19 protein-coding genes are annotated in these 21,538 nt (G+C 54.1%); 2 read left to right on the top strand and 17 right to left on the bottom strand.

What is annotated here, in order from left to right; translation table 11 throughout:
• Positions 1-12 precede the first annotated feature (12 nt).
• The 3 genes from menF to V6E55_RS09835 all read right to left on the bottom strand — a co-directional run bounded on the left by menF (position 13) and on the right by V6E55_RS09835 (position 2,225).
• Positions 13-1,308 carry an isochorismate synthase MenF gene (gene menF / locus V6E55_RS09845; RefSeq protein WP_316942722.1) on the bottom strand — a complete coding sequence of 432 codons (1,296 nt, stop codon included), beginning with the start codon at positions 1,306-1,308 and terminating at the stop codon, positions 13-15.
• Between the two features lie 96 nt (positions 1,309-1,404).
• Complete coding sequence (gene elaB, locus V6E55_RS09840) at positions 1,405-1,710, bottom strand: stress response protein ElaB (RefSeq protein WP_236919688.1); 306 nt, start codon at positions 1,708-1,710, stop codon at positions 1,405-1,407.
• A gap of 53 nt (positions 1,711-1,763) precedes the next feature.
• Complete coding sequence (locus V6E55_RS09835; RefSeq protein ID WP_316942721.1) at positions 1,764-2,225, bottom strand: GNAT family N-acetyltransferase; 462 nt, start codon at positions 2,223-2,225, stop codon at positions 1,764-1,766.
• Positions 2,226-2,296: 71 nt separating this feature from the next.
• On the opposite strand from V6E55_RS09835, the gene rbn reads away from it, so the two are divergent.
• Both rbn and V6E55_RS09825 read left to right on the top strand, forming a co-directional pair.
• Complete coding sequence (gene rbn, locus V6E55_RS09830) at positions 2,297-3,214, top strand: ribonuclease BN (protein WP_316942719.1); 918 nt, start codon at positions 2,297-2,299, stop codon at positions 3,212-3,214.
• 64 nt (positions 3,215-3,278) lie between these two features.
• Positions 3,279-4,283 carry a chemotaxis protein gene (locus tag V6E55_RS09825; RefSeq protein WP_108090827.1) on the top strand — a complete coding sequence of 335 codons (1,005 nt, stop codon included), beginning with the start codon at positions 3,279-3,281 and terminating at the stop codon, positions 4,281-4,283.
• Positions 4,284-4,383: 100 nt separating this feature from the next.
• Here the strand turns inward: V6E55_RS09825 and nuoN are convergent, their stop codons facing one another.
• From nuoN to lrhA, 14 genes are all read right to left on the bottom strand, one after another.
• Entirely contained in the window at positions 4,384-5,841 is a 1,458-nt protein-coding gene (nuoN, locus tag V6E55_RS09820) for an NADH-quinone oxidoreductase subunit NuoN (RefSeq protein WP_114977649.1), read from the bottom strand.
• 6 nt (positions 5,842-5,847) lie between these two features.
• Entirely contained in the window at positions 5,848-7,377 is a 1,530-nt protein-coding gene (nuoM, locus tag V6E55_RS09815) for an NADH-quinone oxidoreductase subunit M (RefSeq protein WP_316942718.1), read from the bottom strand.
• 76 nt (positions 7,378-7,453) lie between these two features.
• Positions 7,454-9,295, bottom strand: a complete 1,842-nt coding sequence (gene nuoL, locus V6E55_RS09810; protein ID WP_028016247.1) for an NADH-quinone oxidoreductase subunit L — start codon at positions 9,293-9,295, stop codon at positions 7,454-7,456.
• A complete protein-coding gene (gene nuoK, locus V6E55_RS09805) occupies positions 9,292-9,594 on the bottom strand; it encodes an NADH-quinone oxidoreductase subunit NuoK (RefSeq protein ID WP_003861496.1) in 303 nt (100 codons plus the stop codon). The genes nuoL and nuoK overlap by 4 nt, the downstream gene beginning before the upstream one ends.
• The gene (nuoJ, locus tag V6E55_RS09800; protein ID WP_047346614.1) at positions 9,591-10,145 is read right to left on the bottom strand and encodes an NADH-quinone oxidoreductase subunit J; all 555 of its coding nucleotides are present in this window, start codon (positions 10,143-10,145) and stop codon (positions 9,591-9,593) included. The genes nuoK and nuoJ overlap by 4 nt, the downstream gene beginning before the upstream one ends.
• A gap of 10 nt (positions 10,146-10,155) precedes the next feature.
• Positions 10,156-10,698 carry an NADH-quinone oxidoreductase subunit NuoI gene (gene nuoI / locus V6E55_RS09795; RefSeq protein WP_003861491.1) on the bottom strand — a complete coding sequence of 181 codons (543 nt, stop codon included), beginning with the start codon at positions 10,696-10,698 and terminating at the stop codon, positions 10,156-10,158.
• Positions 10,699-10,711: 13 nt separating this feature from the next.
• A complete protein-coding gene (gene nuoH, locus V6E55_RS09790; protein ID WP_008500211.1) occupies positions 10,712-11,689 on the bottom strand; it encodes an NADH-quinone oxidoreductase subunit NuoH in 978 nt (325 codons plus the stop codon).
• Positions 11,686-14,409, bottom strand: coding sequence for an NADH-quinone oxidoreductase subunit NuoG (gene nuoG / locus V6E55_RS09785; protein WP_316942717.1), 2,724 nt, complete (start codon positions 14,407-14,409; stop codon positions 11,686-11,688). Before nuoG ends, nuoH begins: the two co-directional genes overlap by 4 nt.
• Before the next feature lie 54 nt (positions 14,410-14,463).
• Complete coding sequence (nuoF, locus tag V6E55_RS09780; RefSeq protein ID WP_023312536.1) at positions 14,464-15,801, bottom strand: NADH-quinone oxidoreductase subunit NuoF; 1,338 nt, start codon at positions 15,799-15,801, stop codon at positions 14,464-14,466.
• On the bottom strand, positions 15,798-16,298 hold the full coding sequence (nuoE, locus tag V6E55_RS09775) for an NADH-quinone oxidoreductase subunit NuoE (RefSeq protein WP_316942716.1): 501 nt from the start codon (positions 16,296-16,298) through the stop codon (positions 15,798-15,800). Before nuoE ends, nuoF begins: the two co-directional genes overlap by 4 nt.
• Before the next feature lie 2 nt (positions 16,299-16,300).
• Positions 16,301-18,103, bottom strand: a complete 1,803-nt coding sequence (gene nuoC, locus V6E55_RS09770) for an NADH-quinone oxidoreductase subunit C/D (protein ID WP_023312537.1) — start codon at positions 18,101-18,103, stop codon at positions 16,301-16,303.
• A gap of 89 nt (positions 18,104-18,192) precedes the next feature.
• Positions 18,193-18,867 carry an NADH-quinone oxidoreductase subunit NuoB gene (nuoB, locus tag V6E55_RS09765; protein WP_003861482.1) on the bottom strand — a complete coding sequence of 225 codons (675 nt, stop codon included), beginning with the start codon at positions 18,865-18,867 and terminating at the stop codon, positions 18,193-18,195.
• A gap of 15 nt (positions 18,868-18,882) precedes the next feature.
• Complete coding sequence (gene nuoA / locus V6E55_RS09760) at positions 18,883-19,323, bottom strand: NADH-quinone oxidoreductase subunit NuoA (protein WP_014171000.1); 441 nt, start codon at positions 19,321-19,323, stop codon at positions 18,883-18,885.
• A 630-nt stretch (positions 19,324-19,953) separates the two neighbouring features.
• Positions 19,954-20,892 carry a transcriptional regulator LrhA gene (gene lrhA / locus V6E55_RS09755; RefSeq protein WP_316942714.1) on the bottom strand — a complete coding sequence of 313 codons (939 nt, stop codon included), beginning with the start codon at positions 20,890-20,892 and terminating at the stop codon, positions 19,954-19,956.
• Between the last annotated feature and the right edge of the window lie 646 nt (positions 20,893-21,538).

The following is a 21,538-nucleotide window of genomic DNA, read 5'->3' as shown; positions in this document are numbered from 1 at the left end:
CACGAATCAGTATTAATCCCTAAGGAGCAGAGAACGCAACCCTGCGGCTTTGTTTTCTATCTCCTGCCACTCCTGCTCCGGGTCAGACCCGCTGACAATTCCGGCTCCGGCGTACAGCCGCAGGGCGTCATCCTGGACACGTGCAGAGCGCAACGCCACGCAGAACTCGCTTTGTTCGGGTGATAAATACCCGGCCGACCCGGCGTACCACTCGCGGTTAAAGGGTTCTACATTCTCGATAAACGCCCGTGCAGGTTGACGCGGCAACCCGGCAACAGCCGCCGTAGGCTGCAGAATATGCAAACACTGCTCATCACTGGCCTGTTTCAGTTCGGTCCAGATACAGCGGCGCAAATGTTGCACTTTGCGCAGACGCACAACCTGAGCAGGCAACACATCAAGCGTCTGGGTAAAGTGCTGAAGGCGCTGACAGATATCTTCCACTACCAACATATTTTCGCGTTGGTTTTTATCATCATTCAGCAGCCATTCGCCCAGACGCTGGGCTTGTTTATCATCAACATGACTGGCGACCGTGCCCGCCAGCGCTTCGGTACGAAGCAATTTTCCCCGCCGCCGCCAGAGACGCTCGGGCGTTGAGCCGAGAAACGCATTGCTGGCGTCGAAAACCATGCAAAAATGATAGCAATTTAAATTCAGGGCGCGGCTGGCGGCCATCAGTGCGACAGGGTTAACGCGCTGTTTAAACTGCAGATCGGTTGCCCTGGCGAGGACCACCTTTTCAAATTCACCGCGCGCGATAGTCTCTGTTGCCTTGCGGATAAGCTCCAGCCATTCCTGCTTTTGCGGATGATGGGTTTCGCGCTCAACCTGCACAGACAGCGGGCGGATAAGTCTGGCGGCATGGAGTTGCTGCAGAAAATCCAACGCGATGCGGGCATCGTTCTGAAGAGAGACATCGCTCCACAGTTGCAGGCGCAACGTGGCATTTCCGGCGGAACGTCGCCAGAGCAGGCGAGGTAAAAAGAGACTGCCCTGCTCCGGGTTAAACGCATTCAGGCCGCAGATACGGGTATCATTTGCCGCATTCTGCTCACGCAAAAACTGCGAGGCTAACGACAGCGAGGAGAATTGGGTGACAGCCCCCAGAGCAGCCAGTTCCTCATCACCATTACGCTGTTGCCAGTAAAACTGGGGATAGCACTGCTGCGCGCCAAGCCAGGCAAGCGGATCGAAAGCGTCGTTTAACGGGAAAGTGACGTCGAAGTGACGTAAACCGGGTGTTGCAGGTAACGCTTGCGTAAGCTGACTACGCAGATGCTCCAGCGCGAGGAAAATCGAATTCACGCGAACCTCTCCCTGTTGAAACCTCATATTATACGGGGTACTGGCTATAAATAGCAGTACCCACGTATAGGGAGTGGTTAAGCGTTAAACATAAAATTAACGCCGAGCCAGAAGCAGCCCAAACACTAACCCGACAGCTGCGCCCACACCAATGCCTCTCCACGGTTTTTCGTGAACGTAGTCATCGGCACGATAAACCGCCTTTTTGGCGCGGTAGTAGTACGTGTCGGACGCATGGCTGACGCGGTTTTTAACGTCATGTAGCGCCTGTTCTGCACGTTCTTTCAGCTCAATATATTTCTGATCGGCAGGGTCGCCCGACGAACGTAATACTTCTTCCAGCGTTTCTCTCAATAACGTCAGGTCGTCATCGATACGGGTATCCCAGGATTGAAATGACATATTTTTCTCCATGTTAGTACACCAGTCCGCTAACTATAGCCAACGACGACCCATTACGCCTGCTTCGCCTCCCGCGCCATGCCAATGTGCGGAATACCGTCTTCGTCATATACGTCAGTGACCGGCGTGAAGCCAAAATAGCCGTAGAAAGATTGCAGGTGCGCCTGCGCGCCCAGGTATAACGCCTTGTCCGGCCACTGTTTCTGGCACGCCTCCAGCGTTTTTTCCATCAGCTGATAGCCCAGTTTTTCACCGCGCGCGTTACCACTTATGATGACGCGACCAATCACCACAGGCTCGAAATCGTCTTCGCTTTTCAGAATCCTCGCATACGCCACCAGTTCATTATTACGCCAGCCGAGGATGTGGCGGTTTTCTCCTACCAGGTCATCACCATCAATATCCTGATACGGGCAGGTCTGTTCTACCACAAACACTTCGCAGCGCAGTTTGAGCAGTGCATACAGTGAATTAACGGTGAGCTCGCTATGGTGTAAATCTTGCCACTGGATCATGTCAGTCTCCTTCCTGGGGTTCATCACGTTATACTAAACCCCTCCCCGTTCGGCAAAGGGCTGATTGCGTTATGGAACTGATTTTTCTGGGTACGTCCGCTGGCGTGCCAACTCGCTCACGAAATGTGACCGCGATTCTGCTGGATCTTAAACACCCAACCCGAGGTGGGCTATGGCTGTTTGACTGTGGTGAAGGGACACAGCATCAGCTGTTACATACCGCTTATCACCCAGGCAAGCTGGATAAAATTTTTATCACTCATCTGCATGGTGACCATCTGTTTGGCCTTCCTGGTCTGCTGTGCAGCCGTTCAATGGCCGGGAACGCTAATCCGCTGACGATTTACGGGCCTGCGGGTATCCGGGAATTTGTTGAAACCACACTACGCCTCAGTGGGTCCTGGACTGATTATCCGCTGGAGGTGGTTGAGATCACCGGCGGGCTGGTTTTCGATGATGAGGATTATGTCGTCACCGCTCACCCTCTTAACCACCCCGTAGAGTGCTATGGTTACCGCATTGAAGCGCATGACAAACCCGGTGCACTGGATGCCGCCGCGTTAATTGCCGCGGGGGTAAAGGCCGGGCCGCTGTTCCAACGTCTGAAGCAGGGAGAGACGGTCACGCTGGAGGATGGACGTGTGATTAACGGTCAGGATTATCTCGCGGCCCCCCAACCCGGCAAAAAACTGGCAATTTTTGGCGACACCGCCCCCTGCCCGACAGCATTGAAACTGGCTCATGACGTGGATGTCATGGTACATGAAGCAACGCTTGAAACGGCCATGGAAGAGAAAGCCAACAGCCGTGGGCATAGCTCAACGCGCCAGGCGGCACAACTTGCCCGTGACGCAGGCGTCGGGAAACTGATCGTTACTCATGTTAGCTCGCGCTACGATGCTCGGGGATGTGAAGGCCTGCTGGCAGAGTGCCGCGCAGTGTTCCCGAAATGTGAGCTGGCAGAAGATTTCACTCAAGTCAGCGTTTAGTCCTTCATTTTTCCCTCAGGATGCCGATAACGATTAAAAGGTCAGCATTTCTCTCGAGGGTAGAATGGATAATTTCCAGAAAGATATTGATGACAGGGCGAATCTGACCCTGTCGAACCGTTTTGAACTGTTGTTATTCCGGCTGGGCACGTCTCTGAACGAAAACAAATCAGAGCTTTTTGGTATTAACGTTTTCAAGTTGCGTGAAATTGTGCCGATGCCAGAGTTCACGAAACCCGCCGGGATGAAATCACCGCTGATGGGTATGGTAAATATTCGCGATCAGGTGATTCCGGTGATTGACCTGGCCGCCGTAGCGGGTTGTAAACCGACAACGGGGCTCAACATCCTGCTGATCACAGAATATGCCCGCAGCGTGCAGGCGTTTGCCGTGGAATCCGTTGAGAACATCATGCGCCTCGACTGGAAACAGGTACACGCGGCGGAAACCGCAGTCAGCGGACGTTACATCACCAGTATCGCCTGCCTGGACGAGAAAACTGATACCAACGAACTGGCGATGGTGCTCGACGTTGAGCAGATTCTGTATGACATCACCCCAGCTAACCACGATCTGCACGCCACTAATCTGCAAACCACAAAATTCCATATCAAGCCGGGTGCTGTCGCAATTGTCGCGGAAGATTCCAAAGTCGCACGCTCCATGCTGGAAAAAGGTTTGCAGGCGATGGAGATCCCGGCGCAGCTACATATCACCGGTAAAGATGCGTGGGAAAAAATTGGCGTTCTCGCTGCTCAGGCGCAGGCGGAAGGGGTCCCGATCACTGATAAAATTGCCCTGGTGCTGACCGACCTCGAAATGCCAGAGATGGACGGTTTTACGCTGACGCGCAAAATCAAAACCGACCCGGTACTGAAAGATATTCCGGTGGTGATCCACTCGTCGCTTTCTGGTAACGCCAACGAAGATCATATTCGTAAAGTGAAAGCTGACGGGTATGTGGCGAAATTTGAACTGAACGAGCTGTCATCGGTGATTGAGGAAGTGCTGGATCGTTCGATGAAGAAGATTGATGGGCCATTGATTAGCAGGAAGCAGCTGGCTTAGTCGGGTGGCGCTTCGCTTACCCGACCTACAAAACCCGTAGGCCCTGCAAGCGTAGCGCCGCTGGGCAATAAAAAAACCCGCCGAGGCGGGTTTTTTGTTTTTACATCAGTGGCATCGCATGCTGCACGATATCAATCAGCGGCTGCGGATAGATACCAAAGATCAGCACCAGCAGCGCGGAGATGAGTACCACAATACCACCGGCACTGTACTGCCAGTTGGTTGGGGCATCACGGTTGAGTTGCTGAGGGGCACTCAGATACAGACTCACCGCCACACGCAGGTAGTAATACAGACCGATTGCAGAGCCGATAACCACGCCCGCAGTCAGCCACCACAGGTGCGCCTGCACACCGACGGCCAGCACGTAGAACTTACCGATAAAGCCCAGTGTCATCGGGATACCCGCCAGAGAGAGCATCATCACTGTCATCACGGCAGAGAGAATCGGACGGTGCCAGAACAGACCACGGTAGGAGAACAGTGAATCCGCATCCGGGCCACGGTATGGGCTGGACATCAGACTCACCACACCGAACGCGCCGAGGCTGCTGAACAGATAACCTGCCAGATATACGCCCACTGTTTCCATCGACATCTCACCGCTCTGCAGCGCAATCAGTGCCACCAGCAGGTAACCCAGATGGGAGATAGACGAGTAGCCCAGCAGACGTTTGATATTGGTCTGGCTCAGCGCCATCAGGTTACCGAAGATGATGGATACGAACGCAATAATGCCGAGCACAACGCGAACCGCTTCACTATCACCCACCGGTGCATACAGGAACAGACGCATGACCACACCGAAGATAGCGATTTTGCTCGCTGTCGCCAGGAAGGTGGAAACCGGTGCCGGAGCACCCTGGTATACGTCTGGCGTCCACAGGTGGAACGGAACCAGAGACAGTTTGAAGCCGAGGCCCACAATCATCATGCCCAGACCCGCCAGCAGCAGCGGCTCATGCAGCATGCCGTCGCCGAGGCTCTTGCCGAGCGCAACGAAGGAGAGGTTACCAGACTGTGCATACAGCAGCGCGATACCGAACAGCAGGAAGGACGACGCAGCAGCAGACAGAATGGTGTACTTGATACTCGCTTCCAGTGAGCGCTTCTGGCGGAAGGCATAACCAATCAGACCGAACAGCGGCAGAGAGATCAGCTCAATACCGAGGAACAGCGCGGCCAGGTGGTTCGCATTCGCCAGCAGAATGCCGCCCAGTGCGGCAATCAGTACCAGCAGGTAAAACTCTTCTTTGTTGTCGTTGTAGCCTTCAAGCCACGGATACGCAAAGGTACAGGTTGCCAGGCTCGCCAGCAGAACCAGACCCGTGTACAGCATGGCATAGCCGTCAACGCGCATCAGCGGGGTGACATCCATCGCGCCCGCCTGGCCAACAAACCAGAGGGAAACCAACGCAGCGTTCAGACCCAGAACGGACAGGGTCGCATTCAGGAAGTGATTGCGTCGCCACGCAATGGAGAGCATCACAACCACCACCGTCAATCCGACGATCAGCAGCGGTAGCAGCGCGATCAGTTGTTGTGGAGTTATTGTCATGGCGAATTACGGCCTTGTAGTAGAAGCAGAATTAACAAACCACTGCTGGATATTGCCCATCGCGGAATGCGAGGTATCCAGAATCGGCTGCGGATAGAAGCCCAACAGCACCAGCAGTACGACCAGCAGCAGGATGATGAACAGCTCACGCAGCGACATCCCCGGCAGTTCTTGTGCAGCAATTTCGCTCTTCGCTTTACCGAAGTAGGCACGGTGCAGCATCGCCAGCGAGTAAACGGAAGCGAACACCAGACCGAAAGTCGAAACCACGGTAATGACCGGAACCACTTTGAAGCTGCCGAACAGAATCATAAATTCGCCGACGAAGTTACCGGTGCCAGGCATACCCAGAGTAGCCACCGCGAAGAACATGGACAGCGCTGGCAGCCATTTAATTTTGCTCCACAGACCGCCCATCATACGCATATCGCGAGTGTGCAGACGTTCGTACAGCTGACCACACAGGATGAAGAGGCCGGCTGCGGACAGACCGTGCGCAATCATCTGGATCACCGCACCCTGGTATGCGAGCTGACTGCCAGTGTAGATAGCAATCAGTACGAAGCCCATGTGGGAAACGGAGGTGTAAGCAATCAGACGCTTAATGTCGTACTGCGTGAAGGCCATCCAGGCACCGTAGAAGATACCGATCACACCCAGCCACATGGCAATTGGCGCGAACTCAGCGGACGCATTCGGGAACAGCGGCAGCGCGAAACGCAGCAGACCATAGGCGGCGGTTTTCAGCAAGATGCCCGCCAGGTCAACGGAACCCGCCGTTGGTGCCTGGGAGTGCGCGTCTGGCAGCCAGCCGTGCAGCGGAACTACAGGCATTTTTACCGCGAAGGCGATGAAGAAGCCCAGCATCAGCAGGTATTCAACACCGTGAGACATTGGCGTCTTCAGCAGGTCTTCATAGTTGAACGTCCAGACTCCGGTCGCTTCGTGGTGAACAAACACCAGCGCCAGAATGGCAATCAACATCACCAGACCACTCGCCTGGGTATAGATGAAGAACTTGGTTGCCGCCGTGATACGCGTTTTACCGTCGGACGCCTTGTGGCCCCACAGCGCGATCAGGAAGTACATCGGCACCAACATCATCTCCCAGAAGAAGAAGAACAGGAACATGTCGATGGCAAGGAACACGCCGATAACGCCGCCCAGGATCCACATCAGGTTCAGGTGGAAGAAGCCCTGGTATTTTTCGATTTCTCGCCAGGAGCAAAGTACCGCCAGAACGCCGAGCAGACCGGTCAGCACCACCATCAGCAGCGACAGACCGTCGATGGCCAGGTGGATCGTAATGCCGAAACGTGGGATCCACGGCAGGATAAACTCAGACTGCCACTGCGGAATACCCGCAGACTGGGTCAGAGAGTAGCCACCCTGCAACCACAGTTGCAGACCAAGCGCGAGCGTCAATCCCATGGTGATCAGCGCGATCCAGCGCGGCATCTTCACGCCAAAGCGTTCAGTCTGCCAGCACAGGAAGCCGCCGATGAAGGGAATTAATATTAGCCAGGGTAGTAACATGGCGATTTACATTCCTTTTAAAGGCCCCCAGCAGGGGCCTGATTTTCAACGAATTCGAATAAAATTCACTTAACGATCAACGCAACACCATCAGCAGCGCCAGCACGACAACCGCACCGATGCTCATGGACGCCACATACCAGCGCAGGTAACCGTTCTCGCTGAACAGCAGGCCTTTACCTGCAAAGCGGGAAAGGATCGCCGGGATATTCATCATGCTGTTCAGTGGATCGCGTTTCACCAGCCACGCAACACCCAGGAACGGTTTGACGAAAATCATATCGTACAGCCAGTCGAAGCCCCATGCGTTGTACCACCAGGTGCCCAGCAGACGGCCAGGCGCACTGTTGGCAACAGACGTCACCAGCGTACGTTTACCCAGCCACAGCCATGCAGCGATCAGGATGCCCGCGATAGCGACCACACCGGAGGTGATTTCAAGCGTCAGAACGCGACCGTGCTCAAGCTCGGTGGTGTCCGGCAGTACGCCCTGCAGCGGTGGCACAATCATTGCGCCAACGAAGGTGGAGAGTACCAGCAGCACAATCAGCGGCAGGTGATGGGTAATCCCCTTCCCTGCGTGAGCGTGAATTTGTTCTTTACCGTGGAATACGATGAAAATCATACGGAAGGTATACAGGGAGGTCATGAACGCACCGACCAGACCTGCAACCATCAGATTGATATGACCATTCGCCATGGCACCCGCAAGGATTTCGTCCTTACTGAAGAAGCCCGCGGTGATCAGCGGCAGTGCCGCCAGCGCCGCGCCGCCCACCAGGAAGCAAACATATACCAGCGGGATGGACTTACGCAGTCCGCCCATCTTGAAGATGTTCTGCTCGTGGTGGCAGGCCAGGATCACGGAACCGGATGAGAGGAACAGCAGCGCTTTAAAGAACGCGTGCGTCATCAGGTGGAAAATGGCTGCGTCCCACGCCTGAACACCCAGCGCCAGGAACATGTAACCAATCTGGCTCATGGTGGAGTACGCGAGAACGCGTTTGATGTCGGTCTGCACCAGCGCGGCAAAGCCTGCCAGCACCAGCGTAACCGCACCGACGATACCCACCAGATGCAGAATTTCCGGGGTCATCAGGAACAGGCCGTGGGTACGTGCAATCAGGTAAACACCAGCGGTAACCATGGTCGCAGCGTGGATCAGCGCGGAGACAGGGGTTGGACCCGCCATCGCGTCGGCCAGCCATGTTTGCAACGGCAGCTGTGCGGATTTACCTACAGCACCACCCAGCAGCATCAGCGTTGCCCACCACAGCATGTTGTTGCCTGCAGCGAAGTGCGCCGGCGCCAGTTCCACCATTTCGCGGAAGTTCAGCGTGCCCAATTCGTTGTAAAGAATGAACAGCGCGAAAGCGAGGAACACGTCACCCACACGGGTCACGATGAACGCTTTCATCGCCGCTGCGCCATTCTTCGGATCGGTGTAGTAGAAACCGATCAGCAGGTAAGAACACAGACCCACACCTTCCCAGCCCAGATACATCAGCAGCAGGTTATCGGCCAGCACCAGAACCACCATGCTGGCGATAAACAGGTTGGTGTAGGCGAAGAAGCGGGAGTAACCCTCTTCACCGCGCATATACCAGGAGGCGAACATGTGGATCAGGAAGCCCACACCGGTCACCACGGAGAGCATGGTCAGCGAGAGACCATCCAGCACCAGGTTGAAACCGATGTTGAAATCACCGACCGACATCCAGGTCCACAGCGGTACGCTGAAAGGCTGACGTCCGTTATTGAAGAAGTCGATACCCGCGTACGCCGTCACCAGCGCAGCCAGACCGATAGAGCCAATGCCTACGGTCGCAGACAGATTCTCAGACCAGCGGCCACGAGAAAACGCCAGCAGCACGAAGCCAATCAGCGGAAAAATAATGGTTAAGGCAAGCATGTTCATCCACGCAACTCACTTACTGAATCGATGTTCAGGTTCTGGCGGCGACGATGGAGCTGCAGTAACAGCGCCAGGCCAATACTCGCTTCGGCAGCCGCGAGGCTGATGGCGAGAATGTACATCACCTGACCATCGGTCTGGCCCCAGTAGCTTCCGGCGACCACGAAGGCCAGCGCGGAGGCGTTAATCATGATTTCCAGGCCGATCAGCATAAACAGCAGATTGCGGCGGATAACCAGACCGGTCAGACCCAGAACGAATAAAATCGCAGCGAGGATCAGTCCATGTGTTAAGGGGATCATGCGCGCTCCTCCGTTTTTCTTTTCGCGCGGTCGTCAGTGCGGTTACTCAGCACCTCGCCAGCACGCTCTTCGCGGCCAACGTGGAAGGCAACAACCAGACCAGCCAGCAGCAGCATCGACGCCAGTTCCACCGCCAGAACGTATGGGCCAAAGAGTGTAATGCCGACCTCTTTCGCGCTGATCGGCGTGCCGTCGATGCCCTGATCGTTAACACCCAGAATGGCGTAAACAATCACCACCAGCATGATGGCCGACAAAATTGCCGGGCCAATCCACACCTGCGGTTTTAACCACTGACGTTCCTGCTCAATTTCAGAGCCGCCCAGGTTCAGCATCATCACCACGAACACGAACAGAACCATAATGGCCCCGGCGTAGACGATGATTTCCAGTGCACCGGCGAAGTGCGCGCCCAATGCAAAGAACACCCCGGAAATGGCCAGCAGCGAAATGATTAAGTACAGCAGTGCATGCACCGGGTTGGTGTGCGTGATCACTCGCAGCGTAGCCAGGATGGCGATAAGGCCACAGATATAAAAAGCGAATTCCATTGCCCTCTCCTTACGGTAACAGGCTCTTGACGTCGATAGGCTTAGCTTCGTTCTCTGCTTCGCCCTTATCTTTGCCGTCGATTGCCATACCCGCCATCCGGTAGAAGTTATATTCCGGGTATTTGCCCGGACCGGAAATCAGCAGATCCTCTTTCTCGTACACCAGATCCTGACGTTTGTACTCACCCAGTTCGAAGTCTGGAGTCAGCTGAATCGCCGTGGTTGGGCACGCTTCTTCACACAGACCACAGAAGATGCAGCGTGAGAAGTTGATGCGGAAGAACTCAGGATACCAGCGGCCATCTACCGTCTCTGCTTTTTGCAGAGAGATACAGCCTACCGGACACGCTACCGCACACAGGTTACAGGCAACGCAGCGCTCGGAACCGTCCGGATCGCGCGTCAGCACGATACGACCACGGTAGCGCGGCGGCAGATATACCGGTTCTTCCGGGTACATCCGGGTTTCGCGTTTCGCAAACGCGTGCAGGCCGATCATCCAGATACTGCGTACCTGGGTACCGAAGCCTACCAGTAATTCTTTTAAGGTCATGGTCTATAGCCCCTTATGGCTGCTGCCAGAGAATGACAGCCGCCGTTACCAACAAGTTGACGAGCGTCAGCGGCAGGCACACTTTCCAGCCGAAGGACATTACCTGGTCATAACGCGGACGAGGTAACGCTGCGCGAATCAAAATGAACATCATCATGAAGAACGCGGTTTTCAGCGCGAACCAGATGAACGGCGGTAAGAACGGGCCATGCCAGCCACCAAAGAACAGCGTTACCATCAACGCGGAAATGGTGACAATACCGATGTACTCGCCCACGAAGAACAGACCGAATTTCATACCGGAATATTCAATGTGGTAACCGTCGGCCAGTTCCTGTTCGGCTTCTGGCTGGTCAAACGGGTGACGGTGACACACCGCCACGCCCGCGATAGCAAAGGTAATAAAACCAAAGAACTGCGGGATAACGTTCCAGATGTCAGCCTGGTTGTTGACGATGTCGGTCATATTAAATGAACCGGCCTGCGCCACCACGCCCATCAGGGAGAGACCCAGGAACACTTCGTAGCTCAGCGTTTGCGCGGAAGCACGCATCGCACCCAGCAGCGAGTATTTGTTGTTACTGGACCAGCCTGCGAACAGGACCGCGTAAACCGCGAGCCCTGCCATCATCAGGAAGAACAGAATGCCAATGTTCAGGTCAGCCACAACCCAGGTCGGGCTGACAGGAACGATGGCAAACGCCAGCAGCAACGAGGTGAAGGCGATCATCGGTGCCAGAGTAAAGATCACGCGGTCGGAGAAGCGCGGGATCCAGTCCTCTTTAAAGAACATCTTGATCATGTCCGCAACCAGCTGGAGTGAACCACCCCAGCCCACGCGGTTCGGTCCGTAACGGTTCTGGAACAGACCGAGCAGACGACGTTCACCAAAGCTCATGAACGCGCCACAGGTGACAACCACCAGCAGGATAACAATCGCTTTCAGAATGCTCAGCAGGATGTCGATAAGATCCGGCGTTAACCAACTCATGCTTTTGCCTCCTGCAGATTATCAAGACGCGCACCCGCCAGTACCGGCGCAATCCCAGACATACCCATTGGCAGACCCACCTGCCCTGCTGTCAGGCCTTCAGAGATAATCAGCGGCAGGCTGATTGTCTGACCGTCGTAGCTAAAGGCGATGTTCGCGCCAGCATTAACGCCAAGCTTCGCGGCATCCGCCGGGTTGAGCTTGATGTATGGCTGCGGCATACGTTGCTGGAATACCGGAGAGCGCTGGGACAGCTCGTCGCTACCAAACAGATGGTAGTACGGCGCGATACGCCAGTTCCCTTCCTGAGCCTGGAAGCTCGCCGGAACAGTCGTGAAGAAGTCCAGACCGGTTTCGGAGGCTTCGATCAGACGCACACCAGGGTCGCCGTGACGCAGAGAACCACCCACTTCCGCCTGGAACTTGTTCCATGCCTGCGGGGAGTTCCAGCCTGGTGCCCAGGCGAATGGGATCTGCGAACGCGGTGCAGACGGCTGGTTGTTCCCTTCCATTGAGAAGGCGAACATAGTGTCTTTATCCTGAGGCTGACGCGGTTCGTGCACGCTGATGTTGGCGCGCATTGCGGTACGGCCACTGTAACGGTGCGGTTCACGCGCCAGTTTCTGGCCACGAATGCGGAAGCTCGCTTCAGGGGCAGCATCTTTAATGCCTGCCAGTTGAGGCAGTTTTTCAACAACCGCGTCGATAACGTGGTCGAGCTGCGTCCAGTCCACTTCACGGCTCTGCACGGTGCTGTGCAGGGAGTGCAGCCAGCGCCAGCTTTCCAGCATCACAGTGTTGCTGTCGTAGTACGCCGGGTCGTAAACCTGGAAGAAACGCTGTGCGCGGCCTTCATTGTTGATAACGGTACCGTCGCTTTCTGCGAAGCTTGCCGCAGAGAGGACCAGGTGCGCTTTATCCATAATCGCCGTACGCTGATGGTCAATTACCATCACCAGCGGCGCTTTGGAGAGCGCGGCGTCAACGCGTGCGGCAGAAGCATGGCGATGCAGGTCGTTTTCCAGCACCACAACGGCGTCAGCGGCACCGGTTTCCAGTTCGCCCAATGCAGCTTCCAGCGAACCGCCACCAATCATCCCCAGACCAATGCTGTTGACCGCACGGGCAATCATGGTCACACCAACGTCAGCACCGCGGCCTTTCAGGGCTTTGGCAACGTTCGCTGCCGCCTGAATGATCTCCGCGCTTCCGGCGTTAGTACCAGAAATGATCAGAGGTTTCTTCGCACCCGCCAGCGCCTGAACAATCACGTCGACCTTGTTTTGCAGGTCACGATCCAGTTCAACGGCTGGAGAGTTGTTGTCCAGAGCGTGTGCAATCGCGAAGCCAAGACGGGCCTGATCTTCAACCGGGGCGCAGTAGGTCCACGCCGCGATATCATCCAGACGGGTGTTGTCGACGTTAGTCACAAACAGAGGATGTTTCGCGCGCTGACCGATGTTCAGGATTGCAGCAATCTGCCAGTCAGCCACTTTCTGTGCTGCTGCCATTTCACGTGCTTTCCCTTTCACCGCCTGGCGAACTGCCAGAGCCGCGCGAGCGCCGGTCTGAGTCAAATCTTCACCCAGCACCAGAACTGCATCATAAGATTCGATTTCGCGCAGCGCAGGGGTATGAATACCACCTTCACGCAGCACTTTCAGGACCAGTTGCAGACGTTCCTGCTCGCCCTGGGCAATACCGGTGTAGAAGTTTTCCGCCCCAACCAGTTCACGCAGCGCGAAGTTGCTTTCAATGCTGGCGCGCGGGGAACCGATACCGATCACTTTCTTTGACTGGCGCAGAATATCTGCCGCGCCCTGCATCGCCTGTTCAGCATTCAGGGTGATGAAGTCGTCGCCACGGCGCTGAACCGGCTGACGCGGACGGTCTTTCAGGTTCACATAGCCATAGCCGAAACGACCGCGGTCGCACAGGAAGTAGTGGTTAACGGTACCGTTATAACGGTTTTCGATACGACGCAGTTCGCCGTAGCGTTCACCCGGGCTGGTGTTACAGCCGAGAGAACACTGCTGGCAGATGCTTGGTGCAAACTGCATGTCCCATTTACGGTTGTAGCGCTCGGAGTGCGTTTTATCGGTGAATACGCCGGTCGGGCAGATTTCTACCAGGTTACCGGAGAATTCGCTTTCAAGCGTACCGTCTTCCGGACGACCGAAGTAAACGTTGTCATGCGCACCATATACGCCCAGATCCTGGCCGTCTGCGTAGTCTTTGTAGTAACGCACGCAGCGGTAGCAGGCAATGCAGCGGTTCATTTCGTGAGAGATGAACGGCCCCAGGTCCTGGTTACGGTGGGTACGCTTGGTAAAGCGATAGCGACGGAAACTGTGACCGGTCATTACGGTCATATCCTGAAGGTGGCAGTTACCGCCCTCTTCACAGACCGGACAGTCGTGCGGGTGGTTGGTCATCAACCATTCCACAACGCTTTCGCGGAACTGTTTGGCTTCTTCGTCATCAATCGAAATAAAGGTGCCTTCGGTGGCTGGCGTCATACAGGACATCACCAGGCGACCACGCGTGTCTTCCGCGTTTTGATATTGCTTCACCGCACACTGGCGGCAAGCACCGACGCTGCCCAGCGCCGGATGCCAGCAAAAGTACGGAATATCAAGGCCGAGCGACAGACAAGCTTCCAGCAGGTTGTCCGCCCCGTTGACCTCATATTCTTTGCCGTCTACATGAATCGTAGCCATTAGCATGCTTCCAGTTGGCTCGGTCGAAACCGAGCGTTAATCAAAATTCTGTCTTTACCAGCGCGCTTTCAGCAGGTTCGGCTGAATCCCATTGATGGCATGGGTATTACTGAACGGCTGCTTGATGCCTGCTTCGAATTCGTCGCGGAAATATTTAATCGCGCTCTGCAGTGGCTCGACGGCACCCGGTGCGTGGGCACAGAAGGTTTTGCCTGGGCCTAAGAATCGACACAGTTGCTCAAGTGTCTCGATATCACCCGGCTGGCCTTCGCCACGCTCTATAGCACGCAGGATCTTCACGCTCCACGGCAGACCATCACGGCACGGTGTACACCAGCCGCAGGACTCACGGGCGAAGAACTCTTCCAGGTTACGTACCAGCGATACCATGCCGATCTCGTGGTCGACTGCCATCGCCAGCGCCGTACCCAGACGGCTGCCTGCTTTACCAATGCTTTCGAATTCCATTGGCAGATCAAGGTGGGCCTCAGTCAGGAAGTCTGTCCCTGCCCCCCCCGGCTGCCAGGCTTTGAATTTCAGGCCATCACGCATACCGCCAGCATAGTCTTCAAGAATTTCACGCGCGGTCGTACCGAACGGCAGTTCCCAGACGCCTGGGTTCTTCACGCGACCGGAGAAGCCCATCAGCTTGGTACCGGCATCTTTGCTTGAAGAGATGCCCTGATACCACTCCACACCGTTGGCGAGGATAGCCGGAACGTTACACAGGGTTTCGACGTTGTTTACGCAGGTCGGTTTACCCCATACACCGGAGCTTGCCGGGAACGGTGGCTTGGAACGCGGGTTCGCACGACGACCTTCCAGGGAGTTAATCAGCGCGGTTTCTTCACCGCAGATATAACGCCCGGCACCGGTGTGCACGAACAGTTCGAAGTCAAAACCGGTGCCCAGAATATTTTTACCGAGCAGACCCGCTTCGGTGGCTTCGGCAATCGCGCGACGCAGGTTTTCTGCCGCTTCGATGTACTCACCACGCAGGAAGATGTAACCACGGTATGCTTTCAGCGCGAACGCGGAGATCAACATACCTTCCACCAGCAGGTGCGGCAGTTGTTCCATCAACAGACGGTCTTTATAGGTACCCGGCTCCATTTCATCGGCGTTACACAGCAGATAACGGATGTTCATGGATTCGTCTTTTGGCATCAGGCTCCACTTCAGACCCGTGGAGAAACCTGCACCACCGCGCCCCTTCAGGCCGGAATCTTTTACCGCGTTAACGATATCGTCCGGTGCCATGCCACCCAGGGCTTTACGCGCACCGGCATAGCCGTTTTTGCTCTGATATTCGTCGAGCCATACCGGCTGTTTATCATCACGCAGACGCCAGGTCAGCGGATGGGTCTCAGCAGTACGAATTACCGTTTTCATTTGTACTGCTCCAGCAGGTCAGGAATGGCTTCCGGCGTCAGATGGCTGTGAGTGTCCTCATCAATCATCATGGTCGGCCCCTTGTCGCAGTTACCCAGGCAGCAGGTTGGCAGCAGAGTAAAGCGACCATCGAACGTGGTCTGGCCAGGCTTGATATTGAGCTTGTTCTCAATCGCTGCCTGAATGCCCTGGTAACCGGTAATGTGACAAACAACACTGTCACAGTAGCGGATCACATGGCGGCCTACCGGCTGACGGAAGATCTGGCTGTAGAACGTGGCTACGCCTTCTACGTCACTGGCCGGAATACCCAGCACTTTTGCGATCTCATAGATCGCCCCATCCGGCACCCAGCCACGCTGTTTCTGTACGATTTTCAGCGCTTCAATGGACGCCGCACGCGGGTCTTCGTAGTGGTGCATCTCGTGCTCAATGGCGGCACGCTCTGCTTCACTCAGCTCAAAAGCCTCGGTCTGTGGTTGTTGATTTTCGTGCATAATTAGCGGTCCACATCTGACATAACAAAATCGATACTACCCAGATACACAATCAGGTCGGAGACCAGACTGCCGCGGATGGCGGACGGGATCTGCTGCAGATGCGCAAAACTCGGCGTACGCACGCGGGTACGGTAGCTCATGGTGCTGCCGTCACTGGTCAGGTAGTAACTGTTAATACCCTTGGTCGCTTCAATCATCTGGAAGGATTCTTGTGCCGGCATGACCGGGCCCCAGGAAACCTGCAGGAAGTGGGTGATCAGGGTTTCGATATGTTGCAGCGTGCGCTCTTTCGGTGGCGGCGTCGTCAGCGGGTGATCCGCTTTGAACGGGCCTTCCGGCATGTTGTTGAGGCACTGCTCAAGAATGCGCAGACTCTGGCGCAGCTCTTCCACTTTCAGCATCACGCGGGTATAGCAGTCGGATACACCGCCGCCAACCGGGACTTCAAAGTCGAAGTTCTCGTAGCCAGAGTAAGGACGGGCTTTACGCACGTCGAAATCAATACCGGTCGCACGCAGACCTGCACCTGTCGTACCCCACTCCAGCGCCTCTTTCGCACCGTAGGCAGCAACGCCCTGGGAACGGCCTTTCAGGATGGTGTTACGCAGTGCGGCTTTCTCGTAGGAGGCCAGTCGTTTTGGCATCCAGTCGAGGAATTCACGCAGCAGACGGTCCCAGCCGCGCGGCAGATCGTGTGCCACACCGCCAATACGGAACCAGGCCGGGTGCATACGGAAACCGGTAATTGCTTCAACCAGATCGTAGATTTTCTGACGGTCGGTAAAGGCGAAGAAGACCGGGGTCATCGCACCCACGTCCTGAATGAACGTAGAGATGTATAGCAGGTGGCTGTTGATACGGAACAGCTCGGACAGCATAACGCGGATCACGTTAACGCGATCCGGCGTAACGATACCCGCCAGTTTCTCAACGGCCAGCACGTATGGCATTTCGTTTACGCAGCCGCCGAGATATTCGATACGGTCGGTATACGGAATGTAGCTGTGCCAGGACTGACGCTCACCCATCTTCTCAGCACCACGGTGGTGGTAGCCGATATCCGGGACGCAGTCGACAATCTCTTCGCCGTCGAGCTGAAGAATAATACGGAATGCACCGTGCGCAGACGGGTGGTTTGGACCGAGGTTAAGGAACATGAAGTCCTCGTTGTCGGTACCGCGCTTCATGCCCCAGTCTTCCGGCTTGAAGGTCAGCGCTTCCATCTCCAGATCCTGCTTGGCTTTGGTCAGCTCAAACGGGTCGAATTCTGTTGCACGTGCCGGGTAGTCTTTACGCAGCGGGTGGCCTGTCCAGGTCTGCGGCATCATGATGCGCGTCAGATGCGGGTGGCCGTCGAAGGTCATGCCGAACATTTCCCAGGTTTCACGCTCATACCAGTTCGCGTTCGGGAAAAGTTTGGTGATCGTCGGCAGATGCATGTCGTTTTCAGACAATGCCACCTTGAGCATGATATCCGTATTGCGGTCTATTGATATCAGGTGGTAGAAAACGGAAAAATCCGCAGCAGGGAGGCCCTGGCGGTGGGTACGCAGACGTTCATCCATGCCGTGTAAGTCAAACAGCATGACATACGGTTTTGGCAATTTCTTGAGGAAATCGACAACTTCCAGTAATTGTTCACGCTTCACCCAAACAACGGGTACCCCGGTGCGGGTAGCCTGAACAGTAAAGGCATCCGGCCCAAAACGGTTGCGCAGTTCGCCAATGACTGGGTCATCCAGATGATCCCGGGTCTGCCAGGCGGCTTCTTGCGCGGTTAAGTCGGTCATATTGTTCACCATTGCAAATGGTCCGTGGTGACTGTTAAGCCTGGCTTCGCGCTATTTGAGTAGTGATATGCGAAGGTGTTCTCCAGGCCTACAGGCGCAAATTAAATTTCGTCAGGCGTACGCAGATTGGTGACGGCAATACGTTCACCACGTTTACGCTCGCGCTCAGACTGCATGTTCGCGCGATACACTCCCTGATCGCCAACAACCCACGACAGTGGGCGACGTTCTTTACCGATAGACTCCTGCAGCAGCATCAGCGCCTGCATGTAAGCTTCCGGACGTGGCGGGCAACCTGGGATGTACACATCCACTGGAATAAACTTATCTACGCCCTGCACGACGGAATAGATGTCGTACATACCGCCAGAGTTTGCACATGCGCCCATGGAGATAACCCATTTTGGCTCCAGCATCTGGTCATAAAGACGCTGAATAACAGGTGCCATCTTGGTAAAGCACGTACCGGCCACCACCATCAGGTCAGCCTGACGTGGGGAAGCACGCAGTACCTCTGCCCCAAAACGCGCAACGTCATGCACCGCAGTGAATGACGTCACCATTTCAACGTAGCAGCAAGAAAGGCCAAAGTTGTATGGCCAGATGGAGTTCTTACGACCCCAGTTGACCATATCGTGCATGGCATGCTCGAGTTTGCCCATGTACACGCTTTTATTGACTTCTTGCTCCAGGGGGTCGGTTACGATCTCCTGTTTTTGCAGGGGGTAACGGTCATTCTCACCGTTAGGATCTATGCGGGTGAGCGTATAATCCATCTTATTGCCTCGCTGTTACTGCTGACGATTAGAGATACTGTTTTCCGGGTTGATGTGTTCACGACGTGAACGCGCAGGCGTCCAGTCAAGCGCGCCAATACGCACCAGATAAACCAGACCGGCCAGTAGCACTAAAATGAAAATTGCGGCCTCGACAAAGCCCACCCAACCACTTTCGCGGATGGACGTTGACCATGCGAAAAGGTAAAGCGCTTCAACGTCAAAGATGACGAAGAACATGGCTACCAGATAGAACTTGGCAGACAGGCGTAAGCGAGCGGAACCTACGGAATCAATACCTGATTCGAAAGGTGTGTTTTTGTGCCTTGCACGGGCGCGACCGCCCAGGAACCAGCCGCCGACTAACATCAGGCAGCACAGGCCAATGGCTACAATAAGAAAGATTGCGAATGCCCAGTGATGAGCGATGACTTCTGTGGATGTTGACATACTCATTGCTTACTCATCAAAAGTGATACCTACGACACTGCTCTTGCTGGCAGATGGGCATCACATCGATTCATGGGGAGGAACAAATAACCTTACACTAACTGTCAGAAATGAGACGGAGACAGCAAAATGATGGGGTTTTTTACTCCTTTCTATAACCTATTGTCAACTTTAACAAAGGTTTCTTCACATTAAATTACATCGAGCGATTCTCATTAACATTTGGTGCCCTTTAACCCTGGTGGGTGCATGACTTTCCGTCAAATGTATGTTGTTGAATCGTGTCCGTTTCGGAAGTAAAAAAAATAACCCTCCTATTTTGACAGGATTTGCCAGCGATTCCTCCCCCCAAATAGGAGTATTTTCTTGATCTGCGACACGCTTTTGTTAATTCAACCAAGAAAACGGCAACATATTTCCTGTTTTTTTAACATGGGAGGGATAGGGGTGACGTGAGAACAGAAAACGGACAAGTTTTAAGCAAAACAACTTATCACATTGATAAACAAAAAATATTTATAGAATCCATGTCGCATAAGTGGATATTATTGCCAAAAAAAAGCCACTGCATGCAAAAATCACATGAGTGGCCTTTTTTTACACTTACATTTTGTTACCAGAATTTTGAGCTATTGATCACTCAAAATCGCCTTCCATGATCAGGGAATCATCCCCCCCTTCGGAGGTAACGTGCTCGAACTGCCACGGGTTATGGTAGTTTTCCATTGCCTCAAACACCACTTTCGCCAGCTCGTTATGGCTGGACGAGTTGTGGCAGAGCAGATATTCCGTATCGGGTAGCATCGGAAGACCATCAGACTTGCCCAACACACGCAGGTCAGGGCTCATCATCTCTACCGGGCGTGCCGTTACGCCTAGCCCTGCTTTCACAGCAGCGCGAACCGCAGGCAACGTGGAAGCCACATACGCTAAACGCCACGGAATATTGGCTTCATTTAACGCCGTCAGCACCATATCGCGGAAAGGACTCGGGTCATCCAGTAAAACCAGTGGAACAGGCTCCCCTTTTTGCAGCACATATTCTGCTGCGCAATACCAGTGCGTTGGCGATGTACGCAACGTCAGGCAATCAAACTGCCCGGGACGATGCGTGGTGACCACCAGGTCGACCTTTTTCTCATCTAACATCTCAACCATAAAGGCATTGCGTTTTACGCTCACATCCAGCGCAAGCTTCGGATAAACCGAGCTAATACGGTTGAGCAGGAACGGCAATATCGTATCTGCTGACTCATCAGATGCACCTAACGTTAGCACCCCCTGGAGGTTGCTAAACATTAATGACATACATGCTTCATCATTAAAGCGAAGAATTTTCCTGGCATAACCCAGAAGCTGAATACCGTGTTCCGTTAAGAGTTTATTACGCCCGTGACGGGCAAAAAGCTCTTTACCAACCAGTTGCTCCAGCCGCTGCATTTGCTGGCTAACGGCGGACTGGGTTAGGCAAACGGCGGCAGCAGCAGCTGCAAAAGTGTTGAGATCAGCGACCGCAACAAACGTTCTCAGCAGATCGAGGTCGAGATTCATTATCGGACGATTTGCATTTATCATATCTATTCACTTTCAGGTTGCTCGTGCGGAGCTGCCCGGGTTGAAGCTGTGTGTAACAGTTAAGCAATTCCCTCTGAAGGTTTTCCCTCGCATCCCGGCCCGGCAGACTGCCTGACAGATAGTTATTGTGCTGCTTTATATCAACAGTCAGAAAGCACGTTTCATGACGTTATTTTTATTCTCTTAAACGTTCAGGATAATTAGATGTTCGCAGGTTTATGTAAATTACATTAAAGGTACAACACCTTTTCTGCCATCTATATCGCAGCGCTGTCAACGTAGCGGGAAATGTTCGACACATTCCAGCCAGAGATAACTCCAACAATAACAATCAATTAATTCAGATAAGCAGTTCCAGATAAACAAAACATATGCCTCTGTCACCTGCTTTCCTGAAAGACATCTTAACCCAAATCCACTTTATTTATAAGTCTTATTGCAATATTGCGGATTAAAACGGGTTGTTAAGCTTCTAAACTGATTTTATTAATATTAACTAAAGTTGCATTTTGTTCGTTAATAATAAATAAATTTTAATTTAGATTAAGGTCTTTCATTAATAATGCTTAACATTAATTTCACATGAGTAACTTTTAGCCACATCATGCTATTACGGTAAAATGTAGCAAGCATTCAGGTTTTACGA

Origin of the sequence: Enterobacter sp. 342, from assembly GCF_036663495.1 — a bacterium.
In the GTDB taxonomy this organism is placed as follows: Bacteria; Pseudomonadota; Gammaproteobacteria; order Enterobacterales; family Enterobacteriaceae; genus Enterobacter.
Note: the sequence above shows the minus strand (reverse complement) of the source record. Positions and strands in the feature narration are given on the sequence as shown.

Bases quoted from the DNA above. Each gene is read 5' to 3' on its own strand.
- nuoJ (WP_047346614.1), bottom strand. From the start codon at position 10,145: ATGGAATTCGCTTTTTATATCTGTGGCCTTATCGCCATCCTGGCTACG.
- nuoL (WP_028016247.1), bottom strand. From the start codon at position 9,295: ATGAACATGCTTGCCTTAACCATTATTTTTCCGCTGATTGGCTTCGTG.
- nuoG (WP_316942717.1), bottom strand. From the start codon at position 14,409: ATGGCTACGATTCATGTAGACGGCAAAGAATATGAGGTCAACGGGGCG.
- nuoA (WP_014171000.1), bottom strand. From the start codon at position 19,323: ATGAGTATGTCAACATCCACAGAAGTCATCGCTCATCACTGGGCATTC.
- V6E55_RS09825 (WP_108090827.1), top strand. From the start codon at position 3,279: ATGGATAATTTCCAGAAAGATATTGATGACAGGGCGAATCTGACCCTG.
- nuoH (WP_008500211.1), bottom strand. From the start codon at position 11,689: ATGAGTTGGTTAACGCCGGATCTTATCGACATCCTGCTGAGCATTCTG.
- nuoE (WP_316942716.1), bottom strand. From the start codon at position 16,298: ATGCACGAAAATCAACAACCACAGACCGAGGCTTTTGAGCTGAGTGAA.
- nuoI (WP_003861491.1), bottom strand. From the start codon at position 10,698: ATGACCTTAAAAGAATTACTGGTAGGCTTCGGTACCCAGGTACGCAGT.
- elaB (WP_236919688.1), bottom strand. From the start codon at position 1,710: ATGTCATTTCAATCCTGGGATACCCGTATCGATGACGACCTGACGTTA.
- nuoM (WP_316942718.1), bottom strand. From the start codon at position 7,377: ATGTTACTACCCTGGCTAATATTAATTCCCTTCATCGGCGGCTTCCTG.
- lrhA (WP_316942714.1), bottom strand. From the start codon at position 20,892: ATGATAAATGCAAATCGTCCGATAATGAATCTCGACCTCGATCTGCTG.
- nuoB (WP_003861482.1), bottom strand. From the start codon at position 18,867: ATGGATTATACGCTCACCCGCATAGATCCTAACGGTGAGAATGACCGT.
- nuoC (WP_023312537.1), bottom strand. From the start codon at position 18,103: ATGGTGAACAATATGACCGACTTAACCGCGCAAGAAGCCGCCTGGCAG.
- V6E55_RS09835 (WP_316942721.1), bottom strand. From the start codon at position 2,225: ATGATCCAGTGGCAAGATTTACACCATAGCGAGCTCACCGTTAATTCA.
- nuoF (WP_023312536.1), bottom strand. From the start codon at position 15,801: ATGAAAACGGTAATTCGTACTGCTGAGACCCATCCGCTGACCTGGCGT.
- nuoN (WP_114977649.1), bottom strand. From the start codon at position 5,841: ATGACAATAACTCCACAACAACTGATCGCGCTGCTACCGCTGCTGATC.
- nuoK (WP_003861496.1), bottom strand. From the start codon at position 9,594: ATGATCCCCTTAACACATGGACTGATCCTCGCTGCGATTTTATTCGTT.
- rbn (WP_316942719.1), top strand. From the start codon at position 2,297: ATGGAACTGATTTTTCTGGGTACGTCCGCTGGCGTGCCAACTCGCTCA.